Origin of the sequence: Streptomyces sp. NPDC090442, from assembly GCF_044769405.1 — a bacterium.
Classification (GTDB): domain Bacteria; phylum Actinomycetota; class Actinomycetes; order Streptomycetales; family Streptomycetaceae; genus Streptomyces.
Genome location: NZ_JBIVXW010000047.1, coordinates 1 through 25,558 on the forward strand (window position 1 = coordinate 1; position 25,558 = coordinate 25,558).

General features: G+C 70.5%; 20 protein-coding genes. 12 read left to right on the forward strand and 8 right to left on the reverse strand.

Going from position 1 to position 25,558, the window contains the following annotated elements:
• Window positions 1-466 precede the first annotated feature (466 nt).
• The 5 genes from ACIQU6_RS28800 to ACIQU6_RS28820 all read left to right on the forward strand — a co-directional run bounded on the left by ACIQU6_RS28800 (window position 467) and on the right by ACIQU6_RS28820 (window position 6,113).
• Window positions 467-811: a hypothetical protein gene (locus ACIQU6_RS28800; RefSeq protein ID WP_403484605.1), complete on the forward strand. Its 345-nt coding sequence runs from the start codon at window positions 467-469 to the stop codon at window positions 809-811.
• Window positions 812-891: 80 nt separating this feature from the next.
• Entirely contained in the window at window positions 892-1,239 is a 348-nt protein-coding gene (locus ACIQU6_RS28805) for a hypothetical protein (protein WP_403484606.1), read from the forward strand.
• A 123-nt stretch (window positions 1,240-1,362) separates the two neighbouring features.
• Window positions 1,363-2,070 carry an ABC transporter ATP-binding protein gene (locus ACIQU6_RS28810; protein WP_403484607.1) on the forward strand — a complete coding sequence of 236 codons (708 nt, stop codon included), beginning with the start codon at window positions 1,363-1,365 and terminating at the stop codon, window positions 2,068-2,070.
• A complete protein-coding gene (locus tag ACIQU6_RS28815) occupies window positions 2,067-4,286 on the forward strand; it encodes an ABC transporter permease (RefSeq protein ID WP_403484608.1) in 2,220 nt (739 codons plus the stop codon). The genes ACIQU6_RS28810 and ACIQU6_RS28815 overlap by 4 nt, the downstream gene beginning before the upstream one ends.
• A gap of 462 nt (window positions 4,287-4,748) precedes the next feature.
• Entirely contained in the window at window positions 4,749-6,113 is a 1,365-nt protein-coding gene (locus ACIQU6_RS28820) for a glycosyltransferase family 39 protein (RefSeq protein WP_403484609.1), read from the forward strand.
• Window positions 6,114-6,420: 307 nt separating this feature from the next.
• On the opposite strand, the gene ACIQU6_RS28825 is transcribed toward ACIQU6_RS28820, so the two are convergent.
• From ACIQU6_RS28825 to ACIQU6_RS28835, 3 genes are all read right to left on the reverse strand, one after another.
• The gene (locus ACIQU6_RS28825; RefSeq protein WP_403484610.1) at window positions 6,421-6,624 is read right to left on the reverse strand and encodes a hypothetical protein; all 204 of its coding nucleotides are present in this window, start codon (window positions 6,622-6,624) and stop codon (window positions 6,421-6,423) included.
• A gap of 456 nt (window positions 6,625-7,080) precedes the next feature.
• Window positions 7,081-8,937 carry a glycoside hydrolase domain-containing protein gene (locus ACIQU6_RS28830; protein WP_403484660.1) on the reverse strand — a complete coding sequence of 619 codons (1,857 nt, stop codon included), beginning with the start codon at window positions 8,935-8,937 and terminating at the stop codon, window positions 7,081-7,083.
• Entirely contained in the window at window positions 8,933-9,694 is a 762-nt protein-coding gene (locus ACIQU6_RS28835; RefSeq protein WP_403484611.1) for a PIG-L deacetylase family protein, read from the reverse strand. The genes ACIQU6_RS28830 and ACIQU6_RS28835 overlap by 5 nt, the downstream gene beginning before the upstream one ends.
• Before the next feature lie 205 nt (window positions 9,695-9,899).
• On the opposite strand from ACIQU6_RS28835, the gene ACIQU6_RS28840 reads away from it, so the two are divergent.
• From ACIQU6_RS28840 to ACIQU6_RS28865, 6 genes are all read left to right on the forward strand, one after another.
• Entirely contained in the window at window positions 9,900-10,649 is a 750-nt protein-coding gene (locus ACIQU6_RS28840; protein ID WP_403484612.1) for a GntR family transcriptional regulator, read from the forward strand.
• A 325-nt stretch (window positions 10,650-10,974) separates the two neighbouring features.
• The gene (locus ACIQU6_RS28845; protein WP_403484613.1) at window positions 10,975-12,654 is read left to right on the forward strand and encodes an APC family permease; all 1,680 of its coding nucleotides are present in this window, start codon (window positions 10,975-10,977) and stop codon (window positions 12,652-12,654) included.
• 253 nt (window positions 12,655-12,907) lie between these two features.
• Window positions 12,908-13,087, forward strand: a complete 180-nt coding sequence (locus tag ACIQU6_RS28850) for an SPOR domain-containing protein (RefSeq protein WP_274913533.1) — start codon at window positions 12,908-12,910, stop codon at window positions 13,085-13,087.
• A gap of 63 nt (window positions 13,088-13,150) precedes the next feature.
• Window positions 13,151-13,579: a (deoxy)nucleoside triphosphate pyrophosphohydrolase gene (locus ACIQU6_RS28855; RefSeq protein WP_403484614.1), complete on the forward strand. Its 429-nt coding sequence runs from the start codon at window positions 13,151-13,153 to the stop codon at window positions 13,577-13,579.
• A 242-nt stretch (window positions 13,580-13,821) separates the two neighbouring features.
• Window positions 13,822-14,283 carry an ATP-binding protein gene (locus tag ACIQU6_RS28860; protein WP_403484615.1) on the forward strand — a complete coding sequence of 154 codons (462 nt, stop codon included), beginning with the start codon at window positions 13,822-13,824 and terminating at the stop codon, window positions 14,281-14,283.
• Between the two features lie 279 nt (window positions 14,284-14,562).
• Window positions 14,563-17,106: a SpoIIE family protein phosphatase gene (locus ACIQU6_RS28865; RefSeq protein WP_403484616.1), complete on the forward strand. Its 2,544-nt coding sequence runs from the start codon at window positions 14,563-14,565 to the stop codon at window positions 17,104-17,106.
• Between the two features lie 150 nt (window positions 17,107-17,256).
• Here the strand turns inward: ACIQU6_RS28865 and ACIQU6_RS28870 are convergent, their stop codons facing one another.
• The 5 genes from ACIQU6_RS28870 to ACIQU6_RS28890 form a co-directional block, all read right to left on the reverse strand.
• Complete coding sequence (locus ACIQU6_RS28870) at window positions 17,257-18,648, reverse strand: amidohydrolase family protein (RefSeq protein WP_403484617.1); 1,392 nt, start codon at window positions 18,646-18,648, stop codon at window positions 17,257-17,259.
• Window positions 18,649-18,768: 120 nt separating this feature from the next.
• Window positions 18,769-19,566, reverse strand: a complete 798-nt coding sequence (locus ACIQU6_RS28875; protein ID WP_403484618.1) for a succinate dehydrogenase/fumarate reductase iron-sulfur subunit — start codon at window positions 19,564-19,566, stop codon at window positions 18,769-18,771.
• Entirely contained in the window at window positions 19,563-21,485 is a 1,923-nt protein-coding gene (locus ACIQU6_RS28880; protein WP_403484619.1) for a fumarate reductase/succinate dehydrogenase flavoprotein subunit, read from the reverse strand. The genes ACIQU6_RS28875 and ACIQU6_RS28880 overlap by 4 nt, the downstream gene beginning before the upstream one ends.
• A 51-nt stretch (window positions 21,486-21,536) precedes the next feature.
• On the reverse strand, window positions 21,537-22,364 hold the full coding sequence (locus tag ACIQU6_RS28885; protein WP_403484620.1) for a hypothetical protein: 828 nt from the start codon (window positions 22,362-22,364) through the stop codon (window positions 21,537-21,539).
• Between the two features lie 18 nt (window positions 22,365-22,382).
• Window positions 22,383-22,682 (reverse strand): hypothetical protein, encoded by a 300-nt coding sequence (locus ACIQU6_RS28890; protein ID WP_403484621.1) that lies wholly within the window; start codon window positions 22,680-22,682, stop codon window positions 22,383-22,385.
• Window positions 22,683-23,067: 385 nt separating this feature from the next.
• On the opposite strand from ACIQU6_RS28890, the gene ACIQU6_RS28895 reads away from it, so the two are divergent.
• Window positions 23,068-25,440 carry an ABC transporter family substrate-binding protein gene (locus tag ACIQU6_RS28895; protein ID WP_403484622.1) on the forward strand — a complete coding sequence of 791 codons (2,373 nt, stop codon included), beginning with the start codon at window positions 23,068-23,070 and terminating at the stop codon, window positions 25,438-25,440.
• Window positions 25,441-25,558 lie beyond the last annotated feature (118 nt).

The window sequence follows — 25,558 nt, forward strand, 5'->3', positions numbered from 1 at the left end:
CGCCGTGGGGCGGGGGTGGCCCTGGTCCCGGGGGCGGGGGGGGGGGGGGCCCCCCCGGCCCCCCCCCGGGGGCCCCCCCCCCCCCCCGGCCCCCGGGGGGGGGGGGGTGGGGCCCCCCCCCCCCCCCCCCGACTGGGTACGGTCGCCACAGTCACGACAGGCACCCGGGAGCGGTGTCCCTGAGGTGTCTGTACGCGATCGAAGCGGCCGTGACCGGTGGGCGGCGTCTCGACCAGGGAAAACGTCTAAAATCAGACAACAATCACTGTTCTGTCTTCTGGTGCAACGCGGTCAACTGGCCCGCGTTTCAGAACGGTTGGTGCTTTTGGTGATGTACCAGGCAGTTTATTTCGGGCATGTGTTCTTTTTATGCCTTGCATGCGAAGGATCGTGATTCGTACCTTGTGGCGCGATCAAGGGGCATGACACCGGGCTCATGCCCACACGAGGGGAGGATCCGCCAGTGATGAAGAAGACGATCGTTGGGTTGGCCGTGGCTGGTGCGGCGTTGATGGGGGCGTCGCCGGCCTTTGCCGCGTACGAGAGCTACTCGCCGTCCTCCAAGGCGGGGTCGTGGACCCAGAAGAACGACACCCAGGTCGCGGTGATGATCCACAACAGGGGCACGCAGGCCCACGCGGACTACTACCGCACCACGGACTCGGGCAGCTACTACACGCACTGGAACAAGTCGGGCGTCGTCAACAACATCAGCTACAGCGGTGTCGGTGGCCGAGTGACGGACCTGCGGACCTGCAACTGGGTGCCGGACAACGACGATCAGTGCAGCCGGTGGGAAGTCCGCGGCTAGCGGTTCACGCGCGGTGGCATATGGCACCGCGAAGGTCGCGCGGTGCCATCGAGGAATCTACCCAGGGGGAAGAACACAAGATGATGAAGAAGACAATCGTCGGGCTCGTGGTTGCAGGCTCTGCGCTGGTGGGGGCGTCACCTGCTGTTGCCGCGTTTGAGAGCTACTCGCCTGGTTCCAAGGCGGGGTCGTGGACCCAGAAGAATGACACCCAGGTCGCGGTGATGATCCACAAGTTCCCTACGAAGGCTCACGCGGACTACTACCGCACCACGGATCCGGGCAGCTACTACACGCACTGGAACAAGAGCGGTAGCCCAAACAACATCAGCTACAGCGGTGTTGGTGGCCGGGTGACCGACCTGCGGACCTGCAACTGGGTGCCGGACAACGACGACCAGTGCAGTCGCTGGGAAATCCGCGGCTGATCCTCACCGTGCGCGGCCTGGCCGGCGGGCCGCGCGGCGAGAGAAGGCGTATGGGCAGGGTGGGAACGGCGGTGTGTGCCTCCCACCCTGTCGGTGTTGTGAGTGGATGTGAGAGAGGAACCAGTGGGGCAAGGCAATGGTGAACGGGCCGGCGAGTGCGTACTCGATATCAGCGGGCTCGACTATGCGGTAGCTGATCGTGTGTTGTTGGCCGGATTGGACCTGCGGGTCGGAACGGGAGAATCGGCTGCAGTGGTCGGTCCCAGCGGTAGCGGCAAGAGCACACTGCTCGGTTGCATCCTGGGGTTGATTCGACCCTCTCAAGGGCGAGTTGAAGTGGCCGGACACGATGTCGTTCGGATGCGGCAGCGTGCCCTGGAGCGTCATCGCAGCCGTCACATGGGCGTCGTCTTCCAATTCGGCGAGCTGCTGCCGGAGTTGACCCCCGTGGAAAACGTCGCCCTGGCAGCTTTGTTGGGTGGAGCGCCGACCGCAGACGCCTACGAGCGTGCGGAAGGTCTCCTCCGCGACCTGGGTGTTCCCTACGACGGTGTTCCGACCGGGCAGCTTTCCGGTGGGGAACGACAGCGGACTGCGGTGGCCCGCGCGCTGATCAATCAGCCCAAGATTCTGCTGGCGGACGAACCGACCGGCGCACTCGACCGTGCCACCAGGGATGCCGTCTCTGAGCTGCTGTTCGACGTTCCGCGCCGTTGGGGATGTGCGCTGGTGGTGGTCACCCACGATGTCGAAGTGGCGGAGCGCGCCGACCGTTGCCTGGAACTCACCGGTGCCACACTCGTGCCGCGGACGGCGGGAGAGTGTTCGTGAAGCACAACTCCCTTTCCTGGCAATTGCTGCGCATGGGACGAGCGGCCGGGAAGCGGGTCGGCGGCGGGCGTGTGCGTGCGGTGGCACTCCTGCTCGCCACGGTCGTGGTGGCACTCGGACTGACGTCGGTGGCGGCAACCTACGCCGCATACGGCGGAATTGAACAGCGGACGAACGCCCGCAGCGTCCAGTTCCACGACGCCCATCCGGACCGGTCGGTTGCGGCCCTGGCGAAGCCGACCTTCGACGAGATCGGAGGCAGGCAGTTCAGCCTGGTCTATGCGCGCCCGTTTTCCGGGCACGCGCCGTTGCCTCCCGGTGTCGAGCATTGGCCCGCGCCGGGCCAGGCGCTGCTGTCACCCGAACTCAAGCGCCTGCTCCAGGCAGAAGGCACACCGGACAGGTACGGCAAGGTCGTCGGGGTCATTCGCAACGAGGGTTTGGCGAGCCCCGGCGAGCGATACGCCTACGTCAATCCCACCGACCGGCAACTCGACAAGCAACGGGCCTTTCCCATCGTCGGCTTCGGCCCGGGAGGCATGCCGACCGGTGATGTGCGGTTCATCGCCGATCGCGGCAAGTTCCTGACCGCCCTCTACCTGCTCCTGCTGCCTGCCGCCGTACTCGTCATCGTCGCGGTGCGCATGGGGTCTGCCGGGCGGGACAAGCGCACGGCTCTGGTGAGCGCGCTCGGCGGAGGTTGGCGCCATCGCGCTTTGCTCAACCTCGGTGAAGCCGCCGTCCCCGTGGTGTCTGGCGCTGTCCTAGGGACACTTCCGGCAGTGGCCGTGTTGGCCGCCGGGGATGTACGACTGCCCTGGATCAACTACTGGCTGTCTTCCTCGGACCTGCGCCAGTGGTGGTGGGCCGTTGCTGCTGCTGGTCTTGCGGCCGCCATCGGGGTGCTGCTCCTGGTATGCCTGGCGCACCGCCCCGCAACGCGTCGCAGGTCCCGCTCGACGAGGCTTGCGGCAGGCAAGACCCGCGCGTTGCACTGGGCGGCCCTTGCCTGCCCGATCCTGCTCTTCGCCACTGTCTGGGGGCCGGCGCAACTCGATCCTTCGCACTACGCCGACCTGCGGATGAAGCTCTACAACGCCGGCGTCGTGGCGGTCATGGCGACGCTGCCGTGCGCGGTCGCGGTGGGGGCCGCAGCTCTCGGGCCTTCGCTGGCCCGGTGGTCGCGCCGCACGGGCGACGCCGGTGCTCTGATCTCCGGCCGCCACACTGCGGCGCACCCCGGTGTGGTAGCGCGCCTGGTCGCCGGAGTCAGCATTGCCCTGGTTCTGGTCAGCCAAGTACAGCTGAAGAACGCCCAGTTCGGGGAGAACGCGAAGGCGGCCCAAGCCACCGCTGACCGCGTCGGCCACAGTGTGTTGCTGGTGAACGTCACGGGGGACGTACCACGCAAGCGTCTGAAGGACGTACTCGGACGTCTTCCGGCCGGAGCGGAAATGTTCGCGGTGTATCGGCCGAAGAACCCCGGCGCCTCGGCGCCGGCTCGTATCCAAGGCCCGTGCCAAGCCCTCCGGACCTTGCAACTCCCTTGCTCCTCCAAGCCCGCGATCATCACGTCGCGTAGTGCCGATCAGCGTCTGACCGAGACTTTGCGATGGGTCAGCCCGGTCATCGACCGCGTTGAGGTGCAACAGGCCCCGCCGCTTCCGGACGACTCTTCCACCGCCCCCGAGAGGCTGGTCCTCGTCTCTGCCGACGGCCAGGATCTCCCTCAGGAGAAGATCAGGCAGCTGCTACGGGACGAACTCCCCGTTGCCGCGGCGATCGCTGATCCCCCGGGAGCGGAGTGGCTGGTCGGAGCCAGGGAAGCGGTCGCGCACGGTAAATGGGTGGTGTTCTTCGGAGTGCCGGGAGTGCTCATCGTCGCTCTGGCAGTCGCACTGGCCAACCTGGCGGAGTTCCTGCGGTTCAGCCGTAAGGTCGCACCGCTGAGCGTGCTCACCGGGCAGCGGAAGATCTACTACTCCACCGCGGCCTGGGCGCTCCTCGTCCCGTTGGTGGCCTCGATCGTCTCCAGTGTGATCGCGGCGAGTTGGCTGGCCGCTCCACAAGAAACCCCGGCCGACGGCATCGAGTTGTCGAACGGCGTCCTTGTCACCACGGCAGGCGCTCTTGCCGTCCTCGCCCTCTTCACCTGGTGGTGGGGAGCGCGAGCCGCGGTCCGGCAGTCGCGCGAGTGGCGCCCTTACGGGGAATGACGCACCGCTGTCGCGGGACCACCAACGGGCGGCAACCGCATCCAGGCGAGACACGAGTGGTTGCCACCAGGTCCCGCGCCAGCGCGTCAGGTCGAATCTCCCGGTTCACCAGGAACTCCGCCACGGTGAGGCCAGACACTCGTGCTCCGCACCGACGCCAACCAGCACCGCAGCGGCCCAACTAGATTTCCGCTTCTTCGCGTTGGAGGCGTCACCTCCTCGTCTGGTGTGGCCGCGGAGGACTGAACGCTGCCGCCCAGGAGTTTCGTCGGGCGGACTCCCTGATACCAGCAGTAGTTAATTGGAGGAGCAGTGCGGCACGGTCGCGTATCCGTCTGCGTCGGCCCCGCAGTCCTCGCGCTCGCACTCGGCTTGTGGGGCATCACACGCGAGCACAGCATGTGGCGGGACGAAGCGGCGACTTGGCAGGTAGCGCATCGACCACTGGCCGAGATAGGCCACATGGTCGGTCAGGTCGACGTCGTCCACGGCCTGTACTACACGGTGATGCACGGAGTGTTCGCCCTCTTCGACGACAGTCTGCTCACTCTCCGGCTACCTTCGGTACTCGCCACCGCCACCGCGTGTGGGCTGACCGCCCTGGTCGGTGCTCGGCTCTCGGGACGCTGGGTCGGGATGGGAGCGGGGTTCGCCCTGGCGCTCGTTCCGGCAGTTCAGGAACACGCCCAGGAGGGGCGGTCGTACGCCCTCGTCCTCGCCTTCGTGGTGCTCGCAACCTGGCTTCTCGTAGCCGCCGTTGAACGGCCGGCCGCTCGGCGGTGGGTCTGGTACACGGTGGCCGTGCTGGTTGCCGCGTGGCTCAACTGGTTCTCACTGTTCGCGCTTGTCGCGCATGGCGTCACCCTCGCGTACATCCGCCCTGGCCGAGCTCGATGCGTCGGGTGGATGCTCGCGGCTTCCGGGGCTGTCGTCGGAACCCTGCCGGTGATCCTCACCAGCCGTAGCCAAGTCTCGTTGGTCTCCTGGATCAAGCCGCTCGGCTGGTCAACCGTGCTCGGCGTGCTGATCACCGTGACGATCGCGGCCCTCTGTGCCCTTCTTCCTCGGGCGCGCGGGTCGGAGAGTACGGATGAAGAAGCACCATACAGGCGCTTGCACCTTGCGGCCGTCGCGCTGCCGCTCTGTGCAGTGCCGCAGATCGGCCTGGCGTTGGTATCCCTCGTCCAACCGCTCTACATCACCCGCTACGTCCTGTTCGCCTACGTGGGTCTCGCGCTCTGCCTAGGCGTCCTCCTGACCACCGCCGCCGCACGTCTTCGGACGCACGCCCGAATACTGCTTCCCTCCGCCCTCGTCTTGGCCTTCGTGGCGTTGCTTCCCATCGAACTCCGGCTGCGCACCATGGAGAGCCGCGTCGATGACGTACTCACTGCGGCGGCCACCGTCGACCACGTCCGCAGCGCCGCTGACGGTGTGCTCTTCATTCCCGCCGCACGCCGCGACACCGCCCTTGTCTCGCCCCGCTCGTTCGCGAGACTGCGGGATCTAGCCTTGGTCCAGGGGGCAGTTGAGTCCGGCACGTTGAAGGGGATAGAGGCCGGACCGCGTGACATAGAGCGGACGATGTTGGGCGTCCGACGCATAGTGCTCGTCACCGATCCGGGACCCCGCCACGCCGACACCGTACGTGACCGCACCAAGCAGCATGTCCTGGACGAACATTTTGTGTGCCGCTATGACAGCGTTGAGCGGGGCCGTCGGGTCAGCGTCTACGAACGACGTGAGCTGGGACAGCATGTGCCCAAGACCGGCTATCTCGGTGACCCGGCTGTCTTTGGCCATTTGCTGAGTGATTCTGTGGCCTGACGCTGATCATGCTCGCTGTTGGTGGCGCGTCCCCAATCGGTCCACTTCGAGGCGGTGCAACGGAGGGGGCTGAAGGTCGAGGCTGTCGGCCCCGGGGTGGTGCCGCATGCTGGATCGCACCCCGAATTGGACGATCACCGCAGGCCGCAGCCGAGTCGTCGATGTTCCGGTTCAACGCCCGACGCCCGCCGCAGCATCCCCATATAGCGAGCCCGTGAGCGTGCCAAGCCGACGGGGGGGTCCCAGGTGGTGGGATCGTCCCCGTTGGCCTGGTTGTTGCTGGGTTGTCTGGGCGGGGAGGGGGCCGTTATGGGGCCTGGCGGCGGGCCAGGGCGTTGGCGGTGGGGCGGCGGCCCGGGGCGAAGGCGTCGACGGTGCCCGCGCCGCTGCCCGGTTCGGTGCCCCAGGAGCGGATCTTGGCAGCGACCCGGGCCAGCTTCGTGTCGCCCGGGGTGACGTCGATCTGGAAGTGCGACTGCTTGGGCTGCGGCTCGTCGCCGCCCCAGCGCACGGTGCCCTCGCAGTCGGCCAGGATGTCCCGGATGACGGCGACGTCCTCCTTGGAAGAAGCAGTCCCGGGCCCCCAACGGGTAGGCGTCCGGGCGGACCGTGAAGGCGGTGCCGGAGAGGGTGTTGCTCTCGAAGCCGGCGGCCACCGCGCGGTCGACGGTGTGTCCGGTGACGTCCTTCCCGGTCAGGCGGTGGTCCACCTCGTAGTGGAGGCGGCGCAGCGCGGACAGCAGAACGGTGGCGACGTCGCCGCGCAGTTCCACGGTGAGGTCGCTGCCCTCCACGACGTGGTGGGCGATGCCGGCGTCGGTGATGCGCCAGCCGTTGGCGCTGGTGTCCCCGCGCCAGGTCTGCTTCTTCTCGCCAGGGGCGACTTCGGCGGCCAGTGCCGGGGTGGCCAGGGCCGTGGCGCCGGTGGCCAGGAGCAGGTCGCCGCCGGCGACGCCGAGCCCGCCCTTCAGCGCGCGGCGCCGGGAGAAGACCTTCGTATCGCTCGTTCCACTTCCTGTTCCGGTCGGTTTTCCCGTCGTGTGCGTGCTTGGTGTACGGCCATGCCGAGGCAGACCACCGCGGTGCCAATTCCCAGGTAAATCAGGGGATTTACGTAAGCGGGGACGAGCTCGTAGGTGGCGTTGCATTTGTTTGAGAGCGGGAACAGGCCGCCGGGCCCGGCGGCATCCGGATCCCATTGCCGGCCGTGAGCCAGTCGGCAGGTCTCCTCGATGTCGAACGGAGAACCCTCGAACAGGCCCCAGGCGTAACTTGAGACAGCGCCGAGCGGGCCGCAGAAGGCCCCCTCGACCCAGCGGCTGACCCGCATGCTCAACGAGACGGGACAGGATCCGGAACGCCCAGTACAGGCACACCAGCGCGACGGCGAAGCCCTGGCGGTATTCGTCGAGTTTGTCCTTCGGCAGCATGGAGGGCGCCGGCACCCCTTGACCTGGTGCTCGATGATGCCCGTCCGCATCGTGGTGACGAGGCCGTCGCTGCTCGTCAGTATCGAGTGGGCGGCGGCCTTGGCCTTTCCGGCGGTCCCGCCGAACCGGTCGTTGAAGAAGTGGGAGAACCGCTTGAGGAACCGCCCGCCGTCGCCGTAGTGCGCCTGGACGGCCTGCGCGATGTTCTTCTTCTTGGCCTTGCAGTCCTGGCCGAGGAGATAGCCGTCGGTGTCCTCGATCAGGACGGCGTAGCCGAAGGAGGAACGGACGCCCGGGCGCGCCATCTTGTCCTGGCAGTACTTGTAGCCCGAGGAGTAGCTGTCGGAGTCCCGGCGCCATTCCGCATACAGCATGTAGAGGCCTCCGGCCCATCGCATGAATTCGCCGTAGTACGCGAATTCCGGTCCGCCGGCCTTGGCTTGGCCCTCCGCGGCCGCCATGATGTGCTGCGGGTCGAGCGTGTACCCGGTGGACGGGTCGTTGAACTCCTCCAGCACCTCCATGCCCTTGCCCTTCGCGTACGCGATGATGCCGGCATCGGCGGGGTTGAGCAGGGTCTGCCACAGCTTGTCGTTGTACTTCTTGGACCGGCAGAACTGCATCACCAGTCGGTTCGGGTCGCCCTTGCCGTACGCCGTGGCGAGCTCGTAGAGCTTCGACACGTAGGCGACGAAAGTGCCCGCCGGATTGGCGGACTTGTCGACCGCGGCGACGCCCGGGTCGGTGCCGGGGCGCCAGATGTCCTTGTCCAGCGGGAAGGAACCCCCGTTGGGGCCGTTGAAGGAGGATTCCTGGATCTGGTTGAGCGACCAGTTGTCGGGGTGGGGGAACCCGAGGTTGCCGGAGAAACCCCAGGACATTCCGGAGACGAACGACCAGCGTGCGTAGGTGTGTTTCGACACCTGCGCACACACGTTGCGCGATCCGTGGACGCCGTGCAGGTACTTCTTGCCCCGGCTGTTCAGCGCGGCGACGACCCCGTTGAAATAGGGGACGATGTTGCTGGCTATCTGCTCGGTGGTCGCGTCGTAGTCGACGGCGCAGTGGATGACCGTGCCGGTGCCGAATCCGAGGCCCTCGGCGGTGTCATGGGCCCGCAGGCCGTGCAGGTATCCGGTCGGGTAGCCGAAGTCCTTCAGGTCCCGTGCGCCGTACTGCCAGATCGGGAAGACCTTGAGCTTGGCGGGGAAGATGTCCGCGAGCGCAGCACCACCCGCTCCGACGAGTTGAGCATCACCCCCGGCCCGCGTCCGGCCGGGATCGAAGGCGCCATCCTGCGCCAGGACTTGGCGCCCCTCCAGCCCTGCGGCGCCTGATCCGGGTGCCCCGGGCGGCCGCTCCGCTTCTGCTGCGCGGGGCGGCCCGCCGCTAATGCGGAAAGACCTCGAACAGGACCGCCGGCCGCCCCCGGTGACGGGCGGCCGCGGTGCGCAGCGAGCGGTCGAGGAAGTCGCTGGCGTAGGCGTGCGGGTCCTGGTCGGGGGCGACGAGGGCGGCGAGGTAGGTGGCGTGGGCGGCCAGGGAGGCGATGGCGCGGGGGACGCCGGGGCCCACTTCGACGGCGTGGGTGGGGCGGGGGGAGCCGGCCACCGCGGTCCAGCGGACGCCGGGCCAGGGGTCGAGGCCGTCGGTGTCGGCGAGTTCGGGGAAGATCCAGCGGTTGCCGGCGTCGGCGGCGGCGTCCAGGACGGCACGGCCCACCACCCGGTGGTCGGGGGTGTTCCAGTGGGTGCCGAACCAGGTGTCGCGGTGGTTGAGCGTGAGCAGCAGCTCCGGGCGGTGTCGGCGGACCGCGGCGGCGAGATCGCGGCGGAGCGCGGTGCCGGCCTCGATGACGCCGTCCCGGTGGCCGTCGAGGAACTCCACGCGGCGGACGCCGACATGGGCCGCCGCGGCGCGCTGTTCGGCCTCGCGGAGCGTGGCGCACGCCGGCGGGGCGAGGCCGTCGATGCCCGCCTCGCCCCGGGTGACCAGGAGGTAGCCGATCTCCCGCCCGGCGTCGGTCCATTCGGCGATGGCCGCAGCGGCGCCGTATTCGAGGTCGTCGGGGTGGGCCACGACGGCCAGCGCCCGCTGCCAGTCGTCGGGCATCGGGTGGAGGGAGCTGACGGCGGCGTTCTCGATCGGCATCGCGACCCCTTTCGTGCTCGGTCACGATGCTGACACGGTTGGACACGGACAGTGGTGAAGGGTGGGGTGGGGTGGGCGTTCGAGTGGGGCGTGGGGCGTGGGTGAGCTGCGCGCATCACTTTCGGTGAAGGCTTGCGGGGAGGTTGCGGACGGCAACGCGCGGTTGCCACGCTGTTGCTGACCGTCAAGCTGTTGGGAGGGGCACGTGCCTTTCGGTGAGCAGCCCGCATACCTCCGCGTCGCCGGTGACCTACGCCAGAAAATCGTCGACGGGGTGCTGGCCCCGCACACCCGCCTCCCCTCTCAGGCCCGCATCCGCGAGGAGTACGGCGTCTCGGACACCGTCGCGCTGGAGGCGCGCAAGGTCCTGATGGCCGAGGGCTTGGTGGAGGGCCGCTCCGGCTCGGGGACGTACGTACGGGAGCAGCCGGTGCCGCGCCGGATCGCCCGCGGTGGCTTCCACAGCCGGGGCTGCACGCCGTTCCGGCAGGAGCAGACGGACGAGCGGGTGCGGGGCACCTGGGAGTCCAACAGCGAGCAGGAACCGGCCAGTTCGGTGGTGGCCGCCCGGCTGCGGATCCCGGTGGGCGCCAGGGTGATGCGGACCCGCTACGTCTTTCGCGCGGAGGGGGAGCCGTCGATGCTCTCCACCTCCTGGGAGCCGCTGGAAATCACCGGGCGGACGCCCGTGATGCTGCCCGAGGAGGGGCCGTTGGCCGGGCGCGGGGTGGTCGAACGGATGGCGGCCATCGACGTGGTGGTGGACAACGTCGTGGAGGAGGTCGGGGCGCGGCCGGGCCTGGCCGAGGAGGCGATGGCGCTGGGCGGGGTGCCCGGCCACGCGGTGTTGGTCATCTCGCGGACGTACTTCGCCGGCCGCCGACCGGTCGAGACGGCGGACGTCATCACGCTCGCCGCTCGCCATCGGATCGCATACCACCTGCCGGTGAAGTAACGGCGACTTCCGGGCGCCGTGGGACATCCCGGAGGGCTCGCGGGCCCCGATAGGTGCCCGAAAAACTCCCCGTGTTCGCCAAGTCGACGCCCTGTATGGGGAACCCGTGCCATCCTCAGGGCCGACAGGCCGCGAATTCTGGCCGACTTACCTGTCCGTTTTGGCGCATTTCTTCAGGGTTTGTCGTCGGAAGAGCGGTGTTGGAAACCTCACAGACCCTCAACTCGGCGGGATTTTTTCATCGGTGTGGGAACCGGATCTTCGGTTTCGCTCATACGATGGCGAAGTTTGTGCACGGCACGGGGGAAGACCAGGAGACCAGCACGTGAGCACGACGAAGACAACGAGTGCGGAGCAGGGTTCGCACTCGAACTACCGTCGGTCCCTAGGGACCATTGCCCTGACCGCCACTGGTCTCGGATCGATCATCGGTTCCGGCTGGCTGTTCGGGGCCGAGCGCGCCGCGGCCATCGCCGGCCCGGCCGCGATCCTCGCCTGGGTCATCGGCGCGGTCGTCGCCCTGACCATCGCGCTGACCTACACCGAGCTCGGCTCGATGTTCCCCAAGGCGGGCGGCATGGTCCGCTACGGCCAGTACTCGCACGGCTCGCTCGCCGGGTACCTGGCGGCCTGGGCCAACTGGATCGCCATCGTCTCGGTGATCCCGGGTGAGGCCACCGCCTCCGTCCAGTACATGAGCAGCTGGGAGTTCGGCTGGGCCAAGGCGCTCTTCGACGGCAAGGAGCTGACCGGCTCCGGCGTCGCGGTGGCCAGCGTCCTGCTGATCTTCTACTTCTTCATGAACTGGTTCGCGGTCTCGCTGTTCGCCAAGACCAACACCGCGATCACGGTCTTCAAGGTCGTCGTGCCGATCCTCACCGCGGGCGCCCTGATCCTCGCGCACTTCGACACCGGCAACATCGACCGCGCCGGCGGCTTCGCCCCCAACGGCTGGAGCTCGATCTTCAGCTGTGTGGCGCTCTCCGGCATCGTCTGGGCCTACAACGGTTTCCAGTCGCCGCTGAACCTCGCCGGCGAGGCCCGCAACCCGGCCCGTTCGCTGCCCAAGGCGGTCGCCTTCTCGATCGTCATCGCGCTGGTCATCTACCTCGCGCTCCAGGTCGCCTTCCTCTTCGCGGTCCCCGCGGCGGACCTGGGCAAGGGCTGGGGCGGGCTCAACTACCACTCCCCGCTCGCCGAGCTGGGTCTGGCCTGGGGCCTGAACTGGCTGGCGCTGCTGCTGTACGCGGACGCCTTCGTCTCGCCGTCCGGCACCGGCATGATCTACGCCGCCACCACCTCGCGCATGATCCAGGGCGTCCAGGAGAACGGTCACCTGCCGGGCATCTTCGGCAAGGTGGACGCCAAGACCGGTATCCCGCGCCCGGCGCTGCTGCTCAACCTCTTCGTCGCGTTCCTCTTCCTCGCGGTGTTCCGCGGCTGGGGCTCGCTCGCCGAGGTCGTCTCGGTCGCCACCGTCATCTCGTACATCACCGGCCCGGTCGCCGTGATGGGTCTGCGGCGGCTGTCGCCGCACATGAAGCGGCCGGTGAAGCTGCGCGCGATGCCGGTCATCGCGCCGATCGCGATGATCTTCGGTTCGCTGGTCCTGTACTGGGGCAAGTGGCCGCTCACCGGCAAGGTCATCTTCATCATGGCCGTCGGTCTGCCGGTCTGGGCCTGGTACGAGATCGTCCGGCCGTGGAAGCAGGGCCGCAAGCCGCTGCCGGAGCTGCTGCCGCACCTGAAGGCGGGCGCCTGGATGGTGATCTACCTGCTGGTCATGGCGGCCGTCTCCTACCTGGGCGGCAAGGAGTTCGGCGGCAAGGGCTACCTGCCCCAGGGCGTCGACCTCGCCGTGGTCGCCGCGATCGCGCTGGCCTTCTACTTCTGGGGCGTGCGCAGTGCCTGGCGCAACCCGACGCTGATCAAGGTCGAGGCCGAGATCGCCGCGGCACAGGAGGCCGACGAGGCGGCCGGCGGCAAGACCCCGGCCGGGGCCTGAGCGGCCGCACCCGGCCCGCTCCGGTCCTTGTAACACGGACACAACTGACCCGAATTTCTCGGGTTTCCGGCCACTCGCGGTCGCATCTGGACCCCCAGAGCGCCCGTGGGTGGCCGGTTCGGTCTCTCTTTGTGTAAATCCATATCCGGTGTGTAAAGGTCGGGCGTAGGGTCGGGCATATGCGGATTGCGATTTCGGCATCAGCACAGGAGGGGCGCGCCGCGGCGCGCTGCGCGGCGGACGGAGGGGCGCAATGACCGAGAACGAGACCGCGTTGCCCTGGCTCGTCATCCGCCAGGACGAAGGCGGTAACCGCTATCGCGTCGGCCGCTACGCCACCCGAGCGGAGGCGGAGCGGGTCGCCGAGCGCCTCGACACCCGCGGCAATCGACGGCTCTACGCGGTCGAGCGGGTCGGTCGGGGCGCCTCGTAGGGGACGTCGTGCGGCGCGTGGAGCGGGAAGCGGGAGGCCGGCGGGAGACGTAGGCTGCCGCGCATGACGACGGTGCGCGTAGTGGTGGGCGGTGCGGTGTGCGAGCGGGGGCGGTTGCTGGCCGCCCGACGGAGTGCGCCGCCCGCGTTGGCCGGCCGCTGGGAGCTTCCCGGCGGCAAGGTGGAGGACGGCGAGACGCCGGAGCAGGCGCTGGTGCGCGAGCTGCGCGAGGAGTTGGGCGTCGACGCTGCCCCCGTGGAACGGATCCCCGGCGAGTGGGTGCTGCGGCCCGGCTACGTGCTCCAGGTGTGGACCGCCCGGCTGGTCTCCGGCCGACCCGAGCCGCTCCAGGACCACGACGAGCTGCGCTGGTTGCGGCCCGGCGAGGAGCGCGAGGTCGACTGGCTCGACCAGGACCGCCCGGCGGTCGCCGAGGTGATGCGTCGGCTCGGCGCGCGACCCGCGATGGGGATCCCGGGCGCGCGGTTGTAGCGCGGAGGTTCGGCGCCGGACGCGAGCCCCCGGCGGGCGGTGGGTCGCGCACCGCCCCGGATCGGCCGCCGGTGTCCGCCCGCTCGGGGCGTGCGCCACCGCCGTGACGGCCCGCCGCGAGATGCGCCATTTGTGCCACAGTGCACGGTTGAAGGCGGTACTTGCCGCTCGATACCGGGTATGTCCTGATTGGCCCTATTCGGCGTGGGCCGGGTACGACGGGGGACCCCTCGGCCTGGGAAGTGATCGGCGTGAGCGACAGCGCAGCGGCAGAGGTCCCGGAGTCCGGCCCGACCGATGTCCGCGGGCGCAGCCGGAACTGCGGTGCGCCGAGCGCGGAATGGAGCCTCCCGGCCGACCCCGGCGCGGTGCGCACCGCCCGCACCATGGTCCGTCAGGTGCTGGACGACTGGGGGTTGGACGGCGCCGCCGACGTCGCGGTCCTCCTGGTCAGCGAACTCGTCACCAACTCCCTGCGGTACGCCAGCGGCCCCATCGGCGTGCGGATGGTGCTGCTCGGCGCCGGCGCGCTGCTGGTCGAGGTCTCCGACCCGCTGCCCGACCCGCCCCGGACCCGCACCGCCACCCCCGATGACGAGGGCGGCCGCGGCCTCCAACTCGTCGCGCACAGCGCGCGTCGCTGGGGCACCCGCCAGGGGAAGAGTGGGAAAACCGTGTGGTTCGAGCTGGCGGTGGCTGGTTAGGAGTCATGAGGGGTCCTGATCGTTGCCATTTCATCGACATTTTGTAGATGGCCTGCGATCGAGACTGTGCTGTGATCGTGAAGACCGTGTTCCGGATAGCCGACGTACTGGAATACTCGGCAGGTCCGGTCCGGGCACGATGAGCTGGAGGGGACGGGGCTCGTGAGCGAGATGTCATCTGGCGGGGTGGTACCCGCGCGCAGCGAGGGCCTGGGCGGCGCGTACGGTCCGAGGGACCCCAAACGCCGTCACCATGCCCGCGAGCCGCAGGGTCCGCCCGTGTGGCAGAGCAGCCGACCCGGCTCCATCTACGACTACATCAAGGTCGCCTCGTTCTCGCTGGGCCCCGACGGGTGCATCGACCAGTGGAGCGAGCGCGCCGAGCAGATGCTGGGCATCCCGGCGCGCTACGCCCTCGGCAAGGACCCCGTCGAGGCGTTCGTCCCCAGCGAGTTCCGCGAGACCGGGCGCCGCAAGGTCTCCGAGATCCTCGACGGCCGGGAGTGGACCGGGCTGGTGCCCTACCGCCGGGAGACGGAGGGCGCGCCGGAGGGGCTCGCCGAGATCTATGTGATGCCCGCCGAGAACGAGGACGGCGCACGCGGCGCGGTCTGTCTGGTCGTCGACGTCCGGGCGCTGCGCGGCATCGAAACCGACCTCGCCGCCGCGCAGGCCGTTTTCGGTCAATCTCCCATGGGCTTCACCCTGTTCGGCACCGATCTGCGGCTGCTGCGGGTCAACCAGCGCTTCGCCAGCGTCTTCGGCGGACCGGCCAGCAAGTACCGCGGCGGCACCCCGCACGACTTCCTGCCCCGCCCCGAGGCCGACCGGATGACCGTCGCGCTGCGCCGCGTTCTGGAGACCGGCGAACCGGTCAGCGAGATGCAACTGGTCGGCGTCGTCCCGGGCGAGGAGGACCGCCGCCGCTGGTCGGTCTCGCTCTACCGGCTCCACGGCGCCAGCGGTCGCCCCATCGGCGTCGCCGCGCTCGCCTCCGACGTCACCGGCCGCCGCCGCGCCGAACGCGAGGCCGCCAACGCCCGCCGCAACCTCGCACTGCTCAACGAGGCCGGCGCCCGGATAGGCAACTCCCTCGACCTGGAGACCACCGCCCGCACCCTCCTCGACGTCGCCGTACCGCAGTTCTGCGACCTGGCGTCGGTCGACCTCTACCAAGGGCTGCTCTCCGGCGACGAGGCGCCGCCCGGGATGAGCGACGGCAGCGCGGAGTTGCGCCGGGTCGCCTTCGCCAGCGCGGTCTCCGACGCACCGCTGCCCGGCGGGGTGCCCGACGAGGCGGCCGTCGCGGTCGGCGCCGTGCACCGCTACCCCTTCAACTCCCCGTGCGCGGCCGCCCTGCGCACCGCCCAGGCGCAGGTCATCCCCGGCCGGGAGGGCGACGGCGGGCCGGAGCTGGGCGCGGTGGTGCACTCCACCCTCGCGGTACCGATGGTCGCCCGGGACACCGTCGTCGGCCTGGTGCGCTTCTCCCGCACCAAGGGCAGCGAGCCGTTCGGCGAGCGGGACACCGCGCTGGCGGTCGAACTGGCCGCGCGCGCCGCGGTCTGCATCGACAACGCCCGGCTCTACCGCCGGGAGCACGAGCGCGCCCTGATACTGCAGCGCAGCCTGCTGCCGCCCGGGGACCCGGAGGCCGCCGGACTCGACATCGCCTGCCGCTATCTGCCCGGCACCACCGCCACCGAGGTCGGCGGCGACTGGTTCGACGTCATCGAACTCCCGGGTCACCGCACCGCGTTGGTGGTCGGCGACGTGATGGGCCGGGGCCTGCGGGCCGCGGTCGCGATGGGCGAACTGCGCACCGCGGTACGGACGTTGGCCCTGCTCGACCTGGAACCGGCCGAGGTGCTGGGCGCGCTGGACGAGATCGCGCAGGGGCTGGGCGGCAGCGGGAACCGGGGCGCGGGCGCGCGGTCCGGGCGCGGCCGTCCGGGGGCCGCGCCCGGCCAGGACCGCCCGGCCCGGGACGCCGACCTCTCCGAGGTCTATCTCGCCACCTGCGTCTACGCCGTCTACGACCCGATCACCCGCAGGTGCACCTTCGCCAACGCCGGCCATCTGCCGCCGGTGCTGGTCGAGGAGGGCGAGGAGGCGATGCTGCTCGACGTCCCGCCGGGGATGCCGTTGGGCGTCGGCGGGGAACCGTTCGAGGAGATCGAGGTCGAGGTGCCGGACGGCGCGCTGCTCGCGCTCTACACCGACGGCCTGGTGGAGTCCCGGCACCACCCGCTGGACGAGGGGCTCCAGGCGTTCCGGCGCGCCCTCTCGGACGCCGACCGGCCGCTGGAGGACGTCTGCGACCACGTCCTGGGCGCCCTGGACACCTCGCACGGCGAGGACGACATCGCGCTGTTGATGGCCCGGGTGCACGGGCTGCCCAAGGACGCGGTGGGCGACTGGAGCCTGGCGCCGGAGCCGCGCTCGGTGGCCCGGGCCCGGGAGCTGGCCCGCGACCAGCTCACCGACTGGGGGCTGTCGGCCCTGGTGGACACCACCGAGCTGCTGGTCAGCGAGCTGGTGACGAACGCCCTGCGGCACGGCCACGGCGAGATCCGACTGCGGCTGCTGCTGGACCGGACCCTGGTCTGCGAGGTCTGGGACGCCGACCTCGCCCAGCCGCGGCGCCGGCGGGCCCGGGACACCGACGAGGGCGGTCGCGGCCTCCAACTCGTCGGCCTGCTGAGCGAGCGCTGGGGCAGTCGCCGCACCCCGCGCGGCAAGACCGTCTGGTTCGAACTCGCCCTCCCGGACGGCGAGACCACACCGGTGGACCCGGCGGAGGCCCTGCTGAGCCTGTTCTGAGGCGCCGGGCGCGGGGGCGTCGCCCACGGACGGGCGCGGCGCCCACGAGGGTGGCGGCGTCCACAGGGACGGCGGCGGGGACGGCCGCGCGCCTACCCTGGGTGAAAGGGGGGCCATCGGCCCCGTAGGGGATCTCCCGTACGGGCCGTCTCACGCCTCCCGGACGTGCCGGGCGGCCAACTCCGCCTCGTGGACGACGCGTTCGACGTCCACGTGCGGCAACGTGCCCCGCGACTTGCGCAGGTGGCCGTCGACGAAGACCTCGCTGACGTTCGGCGGCTGGCCGTTGAGGACGATCTGGCTGGTCCAGTCGGTGCGCGGGGCGAAGTTGAGGGTGCCGGGGTCCAGGACGACGACGTCGGCGCGCTTGCCCGGCGTCAGCGAGCCGACCCGGTCCGCCATCCCGATGGCCTCCGCGCCGCCCAGCGTCGCCATCCGCAGCACCGCCGGGATGGTCGGGTGGATCGCGGCGTCCTCGTGCCGGGCCCGCTGGACGCCGACCGCCGCCTTCATCAGGTTGAACATGTCCGAGGTGTCGTTGGTCCCGCCGTCGTGGCCGAGCCCGGCCTTCACCGCGTGCCGGTGGAACGCCGGCAGCGGGCAGATGCCGGACGCCAGCCGCATGTTGCTCAGCGGGCAGTGCGCGATCCGCACGTCGTGCTCGCCGGTCAGCGCGATCTCCGCGTCGGTGAGGTGGATCGCGTGGTTCATCAGCAGGTCCGGTCCGAAGGCGCCGATCTCGCGCAGCGAGCGGATCGGGTCGTCCCTGCGGTCGCGGCGGCTCTCCAGGACGTGGGAGTTGAACATCACGCCCAGGTTCCGGGCGATTTCGTGGAGCGTCCGCAGCTCCTTCAGCCACGGCGTTCCCGCGTGCGCGGCCACCTGGACGGAGGCCAGCGGCAGGGGGTCCAGGAAGTCCTTCTTCACCCGGGGGATGAGGGCGGCGTCGGCGGCGCCCTGGGTCGCGGCGTAGACGAAGCGCAGCCCGGAGTCGTCCAGCGCCCGGACGTACTCCGCGCTGGTGTCGTAGGGGAGGGGGTGCACCCAGTCGACGACCGTGGTGACGCCGGTCCGGAGGACGTCGAGCGCGGCCAGGTGGACGAAGCGGTACATGTCCCGCGGGTCGATCCTGGGCAGCGCGGTGCGCTCGCAGTCGCGCAGCCAGCCGGTGACGTCCTCGCTCGCGCAGCCGCCGCGGATGCTGGACTGCCACAGGTGGTTGTGGACGTCGACGAAGCCCGGCAGCACGATCCGGCCGCGGGCGTCCAGGACGCGGGCGCCGGCCGGCGCGGTCAGGCCGCGTCCGACGGCGGCGACGGTGCCGTCCCGGAGGAGCACGTCGACGCCGTTCTCCAACTGGCCCAGCGGGCCGTCGCCCACCCGGGGGTCCATGGTGAGGACGAGGTCCGCGCCGCGCAGCAGCGTGGTGCGGCGGTCGCCTGGGGCGTCCGCCGGGCCCGCCGGGCGGTCCGACTCGGGGAGGCCGGCGGCAGCGGCCAGCGGGGCGGTGCTCAACCCGGCCAGCACGCGCCGTCGGCTCATTCTCGGAAGATTCATTCCGTCCTTATACCGCGGGCGTTCGAATCCGCGGTAAGGACGTTTTCGGCCACCTGATGCCGCGTCAAGAAGGCGGCGTGGGCGACCACTTGGGCGCGAGCTGGGTCATTCCGTCCGGCGCCTGATCTTGTTCCCGAGCCATACCAGGGGGTCGTACTTGCGGTCCGCGGCGCGCTCCTTCAACGGGATCAGCGCATTGTCGGTGATCTTGATGTGCTCGGGGCAGACCTCCGTGCAGCACTTGGTGATGTTGCAGTAGCCCAGCCCGTGCTCGTCCTGCGCGGTGCGCTTGCGGTCCACCCCGAGGGCCGGCGCGGCGTCCAACGGGTGCATGTCCAGCTCGGCGACCCGCATCAGGAACCGCGGACCGGCGAACGCCGGCTTGTTCTCCTCGTGGTCCCGGACGACATGGCAGGTGTTCTGGCACAGGAAGCACTCGATGCACTTGCGGAACTCCTGCGACCGGTTCACGTCCTCCTGCCGCATCCGGTACTCGCCGGGACCCAGATCCGTCGGCGGCACGAACGAGGGAATCTCGCGCGCCTTGGTGTAGTTGAAGGAGACGTCGGTGACCAGGTCGCGCAGGACCGGGAAGGTCCGCATCGGCGTGATGGTCAGGGTCTCGGTGCGCGCGAAGACCGACATCCGGGTCATGCACATCAGCCGCGGCCGGCCGTTGATCTCCGCGCTGCACGAACCGCACTTGCCCGCCTTGCAGTTCCAGCGGACCGCGAGGTCGGGGGCCTGGGTCGCCTGGAGGCGGTGGATGATGTCCAGCACCACCTCGCCCTCGTTCACCTCCACCGTGAAATCGCGGAGTTCGCCGCCGTCCGCGTCGCCCCGCCACACCCGGAAGTGCGCCTGGTAGGCGCCGGTCCGCGCCTGTGTCTGCCGCTCGCTCACCGGCTCAGCTCCTCGTCCGTCAGATACTTCACCAGCTCGTCCTTGTCGAAGAGTTCGAGGAGGTCGCGCCGGATCGGCGGGGTCTCCCGGCGGGAGAGCCGGATCTGCCCCAGCGCCGGGTCCGGGCCGTCCGACTCGGGCCGCGCATCGGCGAGTTCGCAGACCAGGTTGACGTTGCGCCAGTGCCGGTCCATCTCCGGGTGGTCGTCGCGGGTGTGGCCGCCGCGGCTCTCCGTGCGCTCCAGGGCGGCCCGCGCCACGCACTCGCTGACCAGCAGCATGTTCCGCAGGTCCAACGACAGGTGCCAGCCCGGGTTGTACTGCCGGTGGCCCTCCACCCCGGCCCGCCGCGCCCGCGCCCGCAGCTTCGCCAGCCGCTCCAGCGCCTCGGCCATCTCGCCCTCCCGGCGGATGATGCCCACCAGGTCGTTCATCGACTGCTGGAGCTCCTGGTGCAGCGCGTAGGGGTTCTCCGGCCGGTCGCCACCGTCCTCGGCGCTGAACGGGCGCAGCGCCTCCGCCTCGGCCGCGTCGATCCCGCGCTCCTCGGTGGGCGGTCGGCGGTGCAGCGCCGAGACGTACTCGGCCGCGTGCAGCCCGGCGCGGCGGCCGAAGACCAGCAGGTCGGAGAGGGAGTTGCCGCCCAGCCGGTTGGAGCCGTGCATGCCGCCGGCCACCTCGCCGGCGGCGAACAGCCCGGGCACCCCGGTCGCCGCCGCGGAGTCCGGGTCCACCTCCACCCCGCCCATCACGTAGTGGCAGGTCGGGCCGACCTCCATCGGCTCGGCGGTGATGTCCACGTCCGCCAGCTCCTTGAACTGGTGGTGCATGGACGGCAGTCGGCGCTTGATCACCTCGGCCGGCATCCGCGTCGAGACGTCCAGGAACACCCCGCCGTGCGGGGAGCCGCGGCCCGCCTTGACCTCGGCGTTGATGGCCCGGGCCACCTCGTCGCGGGGCAGCAGCTCGGGGGGCCGGCGGTTGCGGTCGGGGTCGTCGTACCAGCGGTCGCCCTCGGCCTCGGTCTCGGCGTACTTCTCCTTGAAGACGTCCGGGACGTAGTCGAACATGAACCGCTTGCCGTCGCTGTTGCGCAACACCCCGCCGTCCCCGCGCACCGACTCGGTGACGAGGATGCCCTTCACCGACGGCGGCCAGACCATCCCCGTCGGGTGGAACTGGACGAACTCCATGTTGATCAGCGGCGCCCCGGCCAGCAGCGCCAGCGCATGGCCGTCCCCGGTGTACTCCCAGGAGTTGGAGGTCACCTTGAACGACTTGCCGATGCCGCCGGTGGCCAGTACCACGGCCGGCGCCTCCAGCACGAAGAAGCGGCCGGACTCCCGGTCGTAGCAGAAGACGCCGGAGACCGCGCCGTCCGTCTTGAGCACCCGGGTCACGGTGCACTCCTGGAAGACCTTCAGCCCCTCCTCGTAGGAGCCGGAGACCCGCTCGTCCTCCTGCTGGAGCGAGACGATCTTCTGCTGGAGGGTGCGGATCAGCTCCAGTCCGGTCCGGTCGCCGACGTGCGCCAGCCGCGGGTACTCGTGGCCGCCGAAGTTGCGTTGGGAGATCCGGCCGTCCGCGGTGCGGTCGAAGAGCGCGCCCCAGGTCTCCAACTCCCAGACCCGGTCCGGGGCTTCACGGGCGTGCAGCTCGGCCATCCGCCAGTGGTTGAGGAACTTCCCCCCGCGCATGGTGTCCCGGAAGTGCACCTGCCAGTTGTCGTGCTCGTTGGCGTTTCCCATGCTGGCCGCGATGCCGCCCTCGGCCATCACCGTATGGGCCTTGCCGAACAGGGACTTACAGATCACCGCCGTCCGCATCCCGGCCTCGCGGGCCTCGATGGCGGCGCGCAGCCCTGCGCCGCCCGCGCCCACCACGACCACGTCCCAGGTCTGCCGGTCCACATGCGCCATCCGTGGCACACCTTCCCTCGAAGTTCCTTGGTTTTCCCCGGAGTTGCCCCGTCAGAAGAAGCGTGGGTCCTCGAACGCCCCGCTGGCCAGCAGGAAGACGTAGAAGTCCGCCAGCGCCACGCTGATCAGGGAGGACCAGGCGAGCAGCATGTGGCGCGCGTTGAGCCTGCTGACCCAGCCCCACAGCCGGTAGCGCACCGGGTGCTTGGAGAAGTGCCGCAGTCGGCCGCCGACGATGTGCCGACAGGAGTGGCAGGAGAGGGTGTACGCCCAGATCAGCCCGATGTTGGCGAGGAAGATCAGCGAGCCCAGGCCCATGTGGCCCCAGCGGTAGTGGTCGTCGCGGAAGGTCAGCGCGGTGTCGTAGGTGAGGACGCCGGCCACCAGCACCGCGAAGTAGAAGAAGTAGCGGTGGACGTTCTGCAGGATCAGCGGGAAGCGGGTCTCCCCGGTGTACTTCTTGTGCGGCTCGGCGACCGCGCAGGCCGGCGGGGAGGCCCAGAAGCCGCGGTAGTAGGCCTTGCGGTAGTAGTAGCAGGTCAGCCGGAAGCCCAGCGGGAAGATCAGGATCAGCAGGGCGGGGGACAGGCCCCACCAGCTCCCGAAGAGGTCCCAGTTGGGGCCGCCGTGCATGGTGCGGCAGTTCTCCGCCAGGCAGGGCGAGTAGAACGGCGAGACGTAGGGGGCGTGGTAGTAGTCCGCGTTCGCGAACGCCCGCCAGGTCGAGTAGACGACGAACGCGAGCAGCCCGGCGGCGGTGCCGGCCGGCGCCAGCCACCAGCGGTCGGTGCGCAGGTGGCGGGCCGGGATGGCGGCGCGCGAGGCACCGCGCACGCCGGTCGGCGCCGATTGCGATGCGGGTTCGATGCCAGTGGCCAACGTATTCGTCTCCGTCCTTTAGGGCGCGTGCCGGTCCTTGGCGCCCAGGCCCTCGTCCTCGGCGTCCGTCCACAGCGCGGAGTTGTAGGGGGTGTCCGGGATCGTCACCATCTCGTCCTCGGCCTTGGTGCCCGGGGCCGGACGGGTGCCGGCCAGGCCCTGCTTCAGCAGCGCGAGGCTCTCCCGCAGATGGTCCGTGTCGCTGCGGACCCGGCGGAGGTCCAGCCCGCCGCCGATCCGCGTCTCCAGCTTTCCGACCGCCTGGACCAGGGCGTCCAGGCTGCGTTCCACCGCCGTCAAGTCGTCCTGTACCGACATCACATGCCCTCACTTCATGACGTGTGGCGGGCGATCTCATGCGCCCGAGAGTGTCGCGCGTCACAGTAGGGCTTGGGAAGGGGGCAGACGCGAGTACGACTCGAACCGGTGCGTTGCGGCCAGTCGTCGCTCACCATGTGTCGAACTCCGGTACGAGCGGGGCGGGATGAGGGCGCGCGCGGCGGCCCGCGCGCCCCTGCGGGCGTCAGCCCGTGGACCGGGGGTTGCGCCGGGCGGGTGGCGTTGGCCGGACCCCCGACGTGTCGGGCGGCCCGGAAGCGGACGGTCACCTTCAGTAGGGAGCCCATAGATGTGATGAGCCGCAAAGTCGGCCGGACGTGTTGCTGCGGGTCGGTGCGGCGCGGGCGAGCCCGGAGGGAAAGTCATGACCGACCACGTCAGCCCAGGCGGAGCGGTGTGCCGGAGGCGCCGCTGTGCCGCGCTCGTCGCGGTGGGCGCACTGCTCCCGCTGCCGGTACTGGCCGGATGCGGCCAGGGCGACACCGCGCCCTCCGTCGCCCAGTCCCAGGACATCGCGCCGGCCCCGCGTGGGATGGTCAAGGACGGCGGCACGGTCCGCTGGGCGATCGACGCGCTGCCCAGCACCTTCAACGCCTTCCAGAGCGACGCCGACGCGGCCACCACCCGGGTCGCCGGCGCCGTGCTGCCCAGCCTGTTCACCCTCGACGGCAGCGGCCGGCCGCAGCGCAACGCCGACTACCTCACCGCCGCGGACGTGAGCGCCCGCGAGCCCCGACAGGTCGTCACCTACCAGCTCAACCCCAAGGCGCGGTGGAGCGACGGACGGCCGCTCACCGCCGCGGACTTCATCGCCCAGTGGAACGCGCTGCGCGGCAAGGACAACGCCTACTGGACGGCCCGCAACGCCGGTTACGACCGGATCGCCAAGGTCGAGGCCGGCGCCAAGCCGCACCAGGTCAAGGTCACCTTCGCCCGCCCCTACGCCGACTGGCAGGCGCTGTTCACCCCGCTCTATCCCAAGAGCGTGATGGGCGAGGCGGACGCCTTCAACGACGCGGCGCGGGAGAAGCTCCCGGTCGGCGCGGGGCCGTTCCTGGTGCGCAAGCGGGACGCCGACCGCGGCACCGTCACCCTCGTCCGCAACCCCAAGTGGTGGGGCGACCGGGCCAAGTTGGACCGCCTGGTGCTGGAGGCGCTGCCTCGGGACAAGCGGGCCAGGGCGCTGGCCGCCGGGTCCGTCGACGTCGCCGCGGTCGACCAGGGCGCCGCCAAGCGGGTCGCCCAGGCCGCCGCGCCGGCCACCGTCAAGGCCGCGGACGGCAAGGCCGTCGACCGCGCCGGCGCCGCCCGGCAGGGCACGCTGCGCGACTACACCATCCGCAAGGCCCTGGAGCCCGCCTACACCCAACTCGCCCTCAACGGCAGCGCCGGGCCGCTCGCCGACGACCGGGTGCGCCGCGCGGTGGCCCGCGCCATCGACCGGCAGGCGCTCGCCGACACCGTCCTCAAGCCGCTGGACCTGCCCGCCAAGCCGCTCGGCAACCACCTGCTGCTGGCCGGTCAGCACGGCTACGAGGACCACAGCGACGCGATCGGCGAGGCCGACTCGGACGCGGCCAAGAAGCTGCTCGCGGAGGCCGGTTGGAAGCCGTCCGCGGGAGGCGGGTCGCGGCCGGCGGGCGAGGAGCGGGCCGGCGTCGGGCGCGCGGTGACGCCGGACCGGCGGGACGACGGGGACGGGGCCGGCGAGGACCCCGACGTGGACCGGCGCGGCGACGGCACCTCCGTCGACCACTCCGGCGACGCCGGGACCGACGACCGCAACCCGGAGCGGCCGGCCGCGGGCGAGGCCGAGGCCCGGGCGGACCGGGACGGCGCCCGCCCGGCCGCCGCCGAGGCGCCGCTGTCCTTCGCCGGGGCGGTCGGCTCCGAGGTCCAGCAGGCCGCCCTGCTGCGGCAGAGCGCGGGGTTCTACAAGGCCGGCGCCACCGAGGAGAAGGTGGCGGCCCACGGGGACACCCGGTCCGCGGCGTACGGGAAGTACCGGCAGTACAAGCAGCGGGCCGCGCAGGCGCTGGGCGCCGCCGAGCTGATCGAGACCGGCCAGGCTCCGCACCTGCCCGGGGCCGCCGCCGGCCACGCGGGGGCGCGGCGGGCGGGCAACGGCCTCCGCGCCGCCCAGCAGGCCGAGACGGGGCGTTCCCCGGCGGCGGCGGCCGGCCGGGCCCCCGGTCGGGCGCCGATGATGCGCAAGGACGGCCGGCCGCTGGCGCTGCGCTTCGTCCTCCCCGACGGCCCCGGCTCCGAGCAACTGCGCACCGTCGGCCGGCGGATCGCCGGGATGCTGAACCGGATTGGGGTGCAGACCGCGATCCAGCGGGTCCCGGACGCCAGCTACTTCAAGGACCACATCGCCTCCGGCGACTACGACCTGGCCCTGTACTCCTGGCCGGGCACCGCCTACCCGGCCACCGACGCCCGGCCGATCTTCGCCAAGCCGGAGCCGGCCGCGGACGGTTCGCTGACCGTCGAGCAGAACTACACCCGGGTCGGCACCGACCGCATCGACCAGCTCTTCGACCAGGCCGCCTCCGAACTCGACCCGGACGCCGCGCACACCCTGGTCGAGCAGGCCGACGCCCGGATCTGGGCCGCCGCCGGATCGATCCCGCTCTACCAGCGGCCGGAACTGGTGGCCACCCGGAAGTCGCTCGCCAACATCGGCGCGTTCGGCTTCGCCACCCCCCGCTTCCAGGACATCGGTTACACGAAGTAGAGGTCCAGTCAAAGCCGAAGTTCGAGACGAAATCGCAGGTCAGAGTGGGTTTGTACGGGCTGGGGCGGCCGTTGCCGCACCAGCCCCGTACCATGGGGTAAGGCCGTGGCGTGTCCAG

What these genes read in the sequence shown, in the direction of transcription:
- ACIQU6_RS28800 (WP_403484605.1), top strand. Translation starts at nt 467, where the DNA reads ATGAAGAAGACGATCGTTGGGTTGGCCGTGGCTGGTGCGGCGTTGATG.
- ACIQU6_RS28805 (WP_403484606.1), top strand. Translation starts at nt 892, where the DNA reads ATGATGAAGAAGACAATCGTCGGGCTCGTGGTTGCAGGCTCTGCGCTG.
- ACIQU6_RS28820 (WP_403484609.1), top strand. Translation starts at nt 4,749, where the DNA reads ATGGTCGGTCAGGTCGACGTCGTCCACGGCCTGTACTACACGGTGATG.
- ACIQU6_RS28835 (WP_403484611.1), bottom strand. Translation starts at nt 9,694, where the DNA reads ATGCCGATCGAGAACGCCGCCGTCAGCTCCCTCCACCCGATGCCCGAC.
- ACIQU6_RS28850 (WP_274913533.1), top strand. Translation starts at nt 12,908, where the DNA reads ATGACCGAGAACGAGACCGCGTTGCCCTGGCTCGTCATCCGCCAGGAC.
- ACIQU6_RS28855 (WP_403484614.1), top strand. Translation starts at nt 13,151, where the DNA reads ATGACGACGGTGCGCGTAGTGGTGGGCGGTGCGGTGTGCGAGCGGGGG.
- ACIQU6_RS28870 (WP_403484617.1), bottom strand. Translation starts at nt 18,648, where the DNA reads ATGAGCCGACGGCGCGTGCTGGCCGGGTTGAGCACCGCCCCGCTGGCC.
- ACIQU6_RS28880 (WP_403484619.1), bottom strand. Translation starts at nt 21,485, where the DNA reads ATGGCGCATGTGGACCGGCAGACCTGGGACGTGGTCGTGGTGGGCGCG.
- ACIQU6_RS28890 (WP_403484621.1), bottom strand. Translation starts at nt 22,682, where the DNA reads ATGTCGGTACAGGACGACTTGACGGCGGTGGAACGCAGCCTGGACGCC.
- ACIQU6_RS28895 (WP_403484622.1), top strand. Translation starts at nt 23,068, where the DNA reads ATGACCGACCACGTCAGCCCAGGCGGAGCGGTGTGCCGGAGGCGCCGC.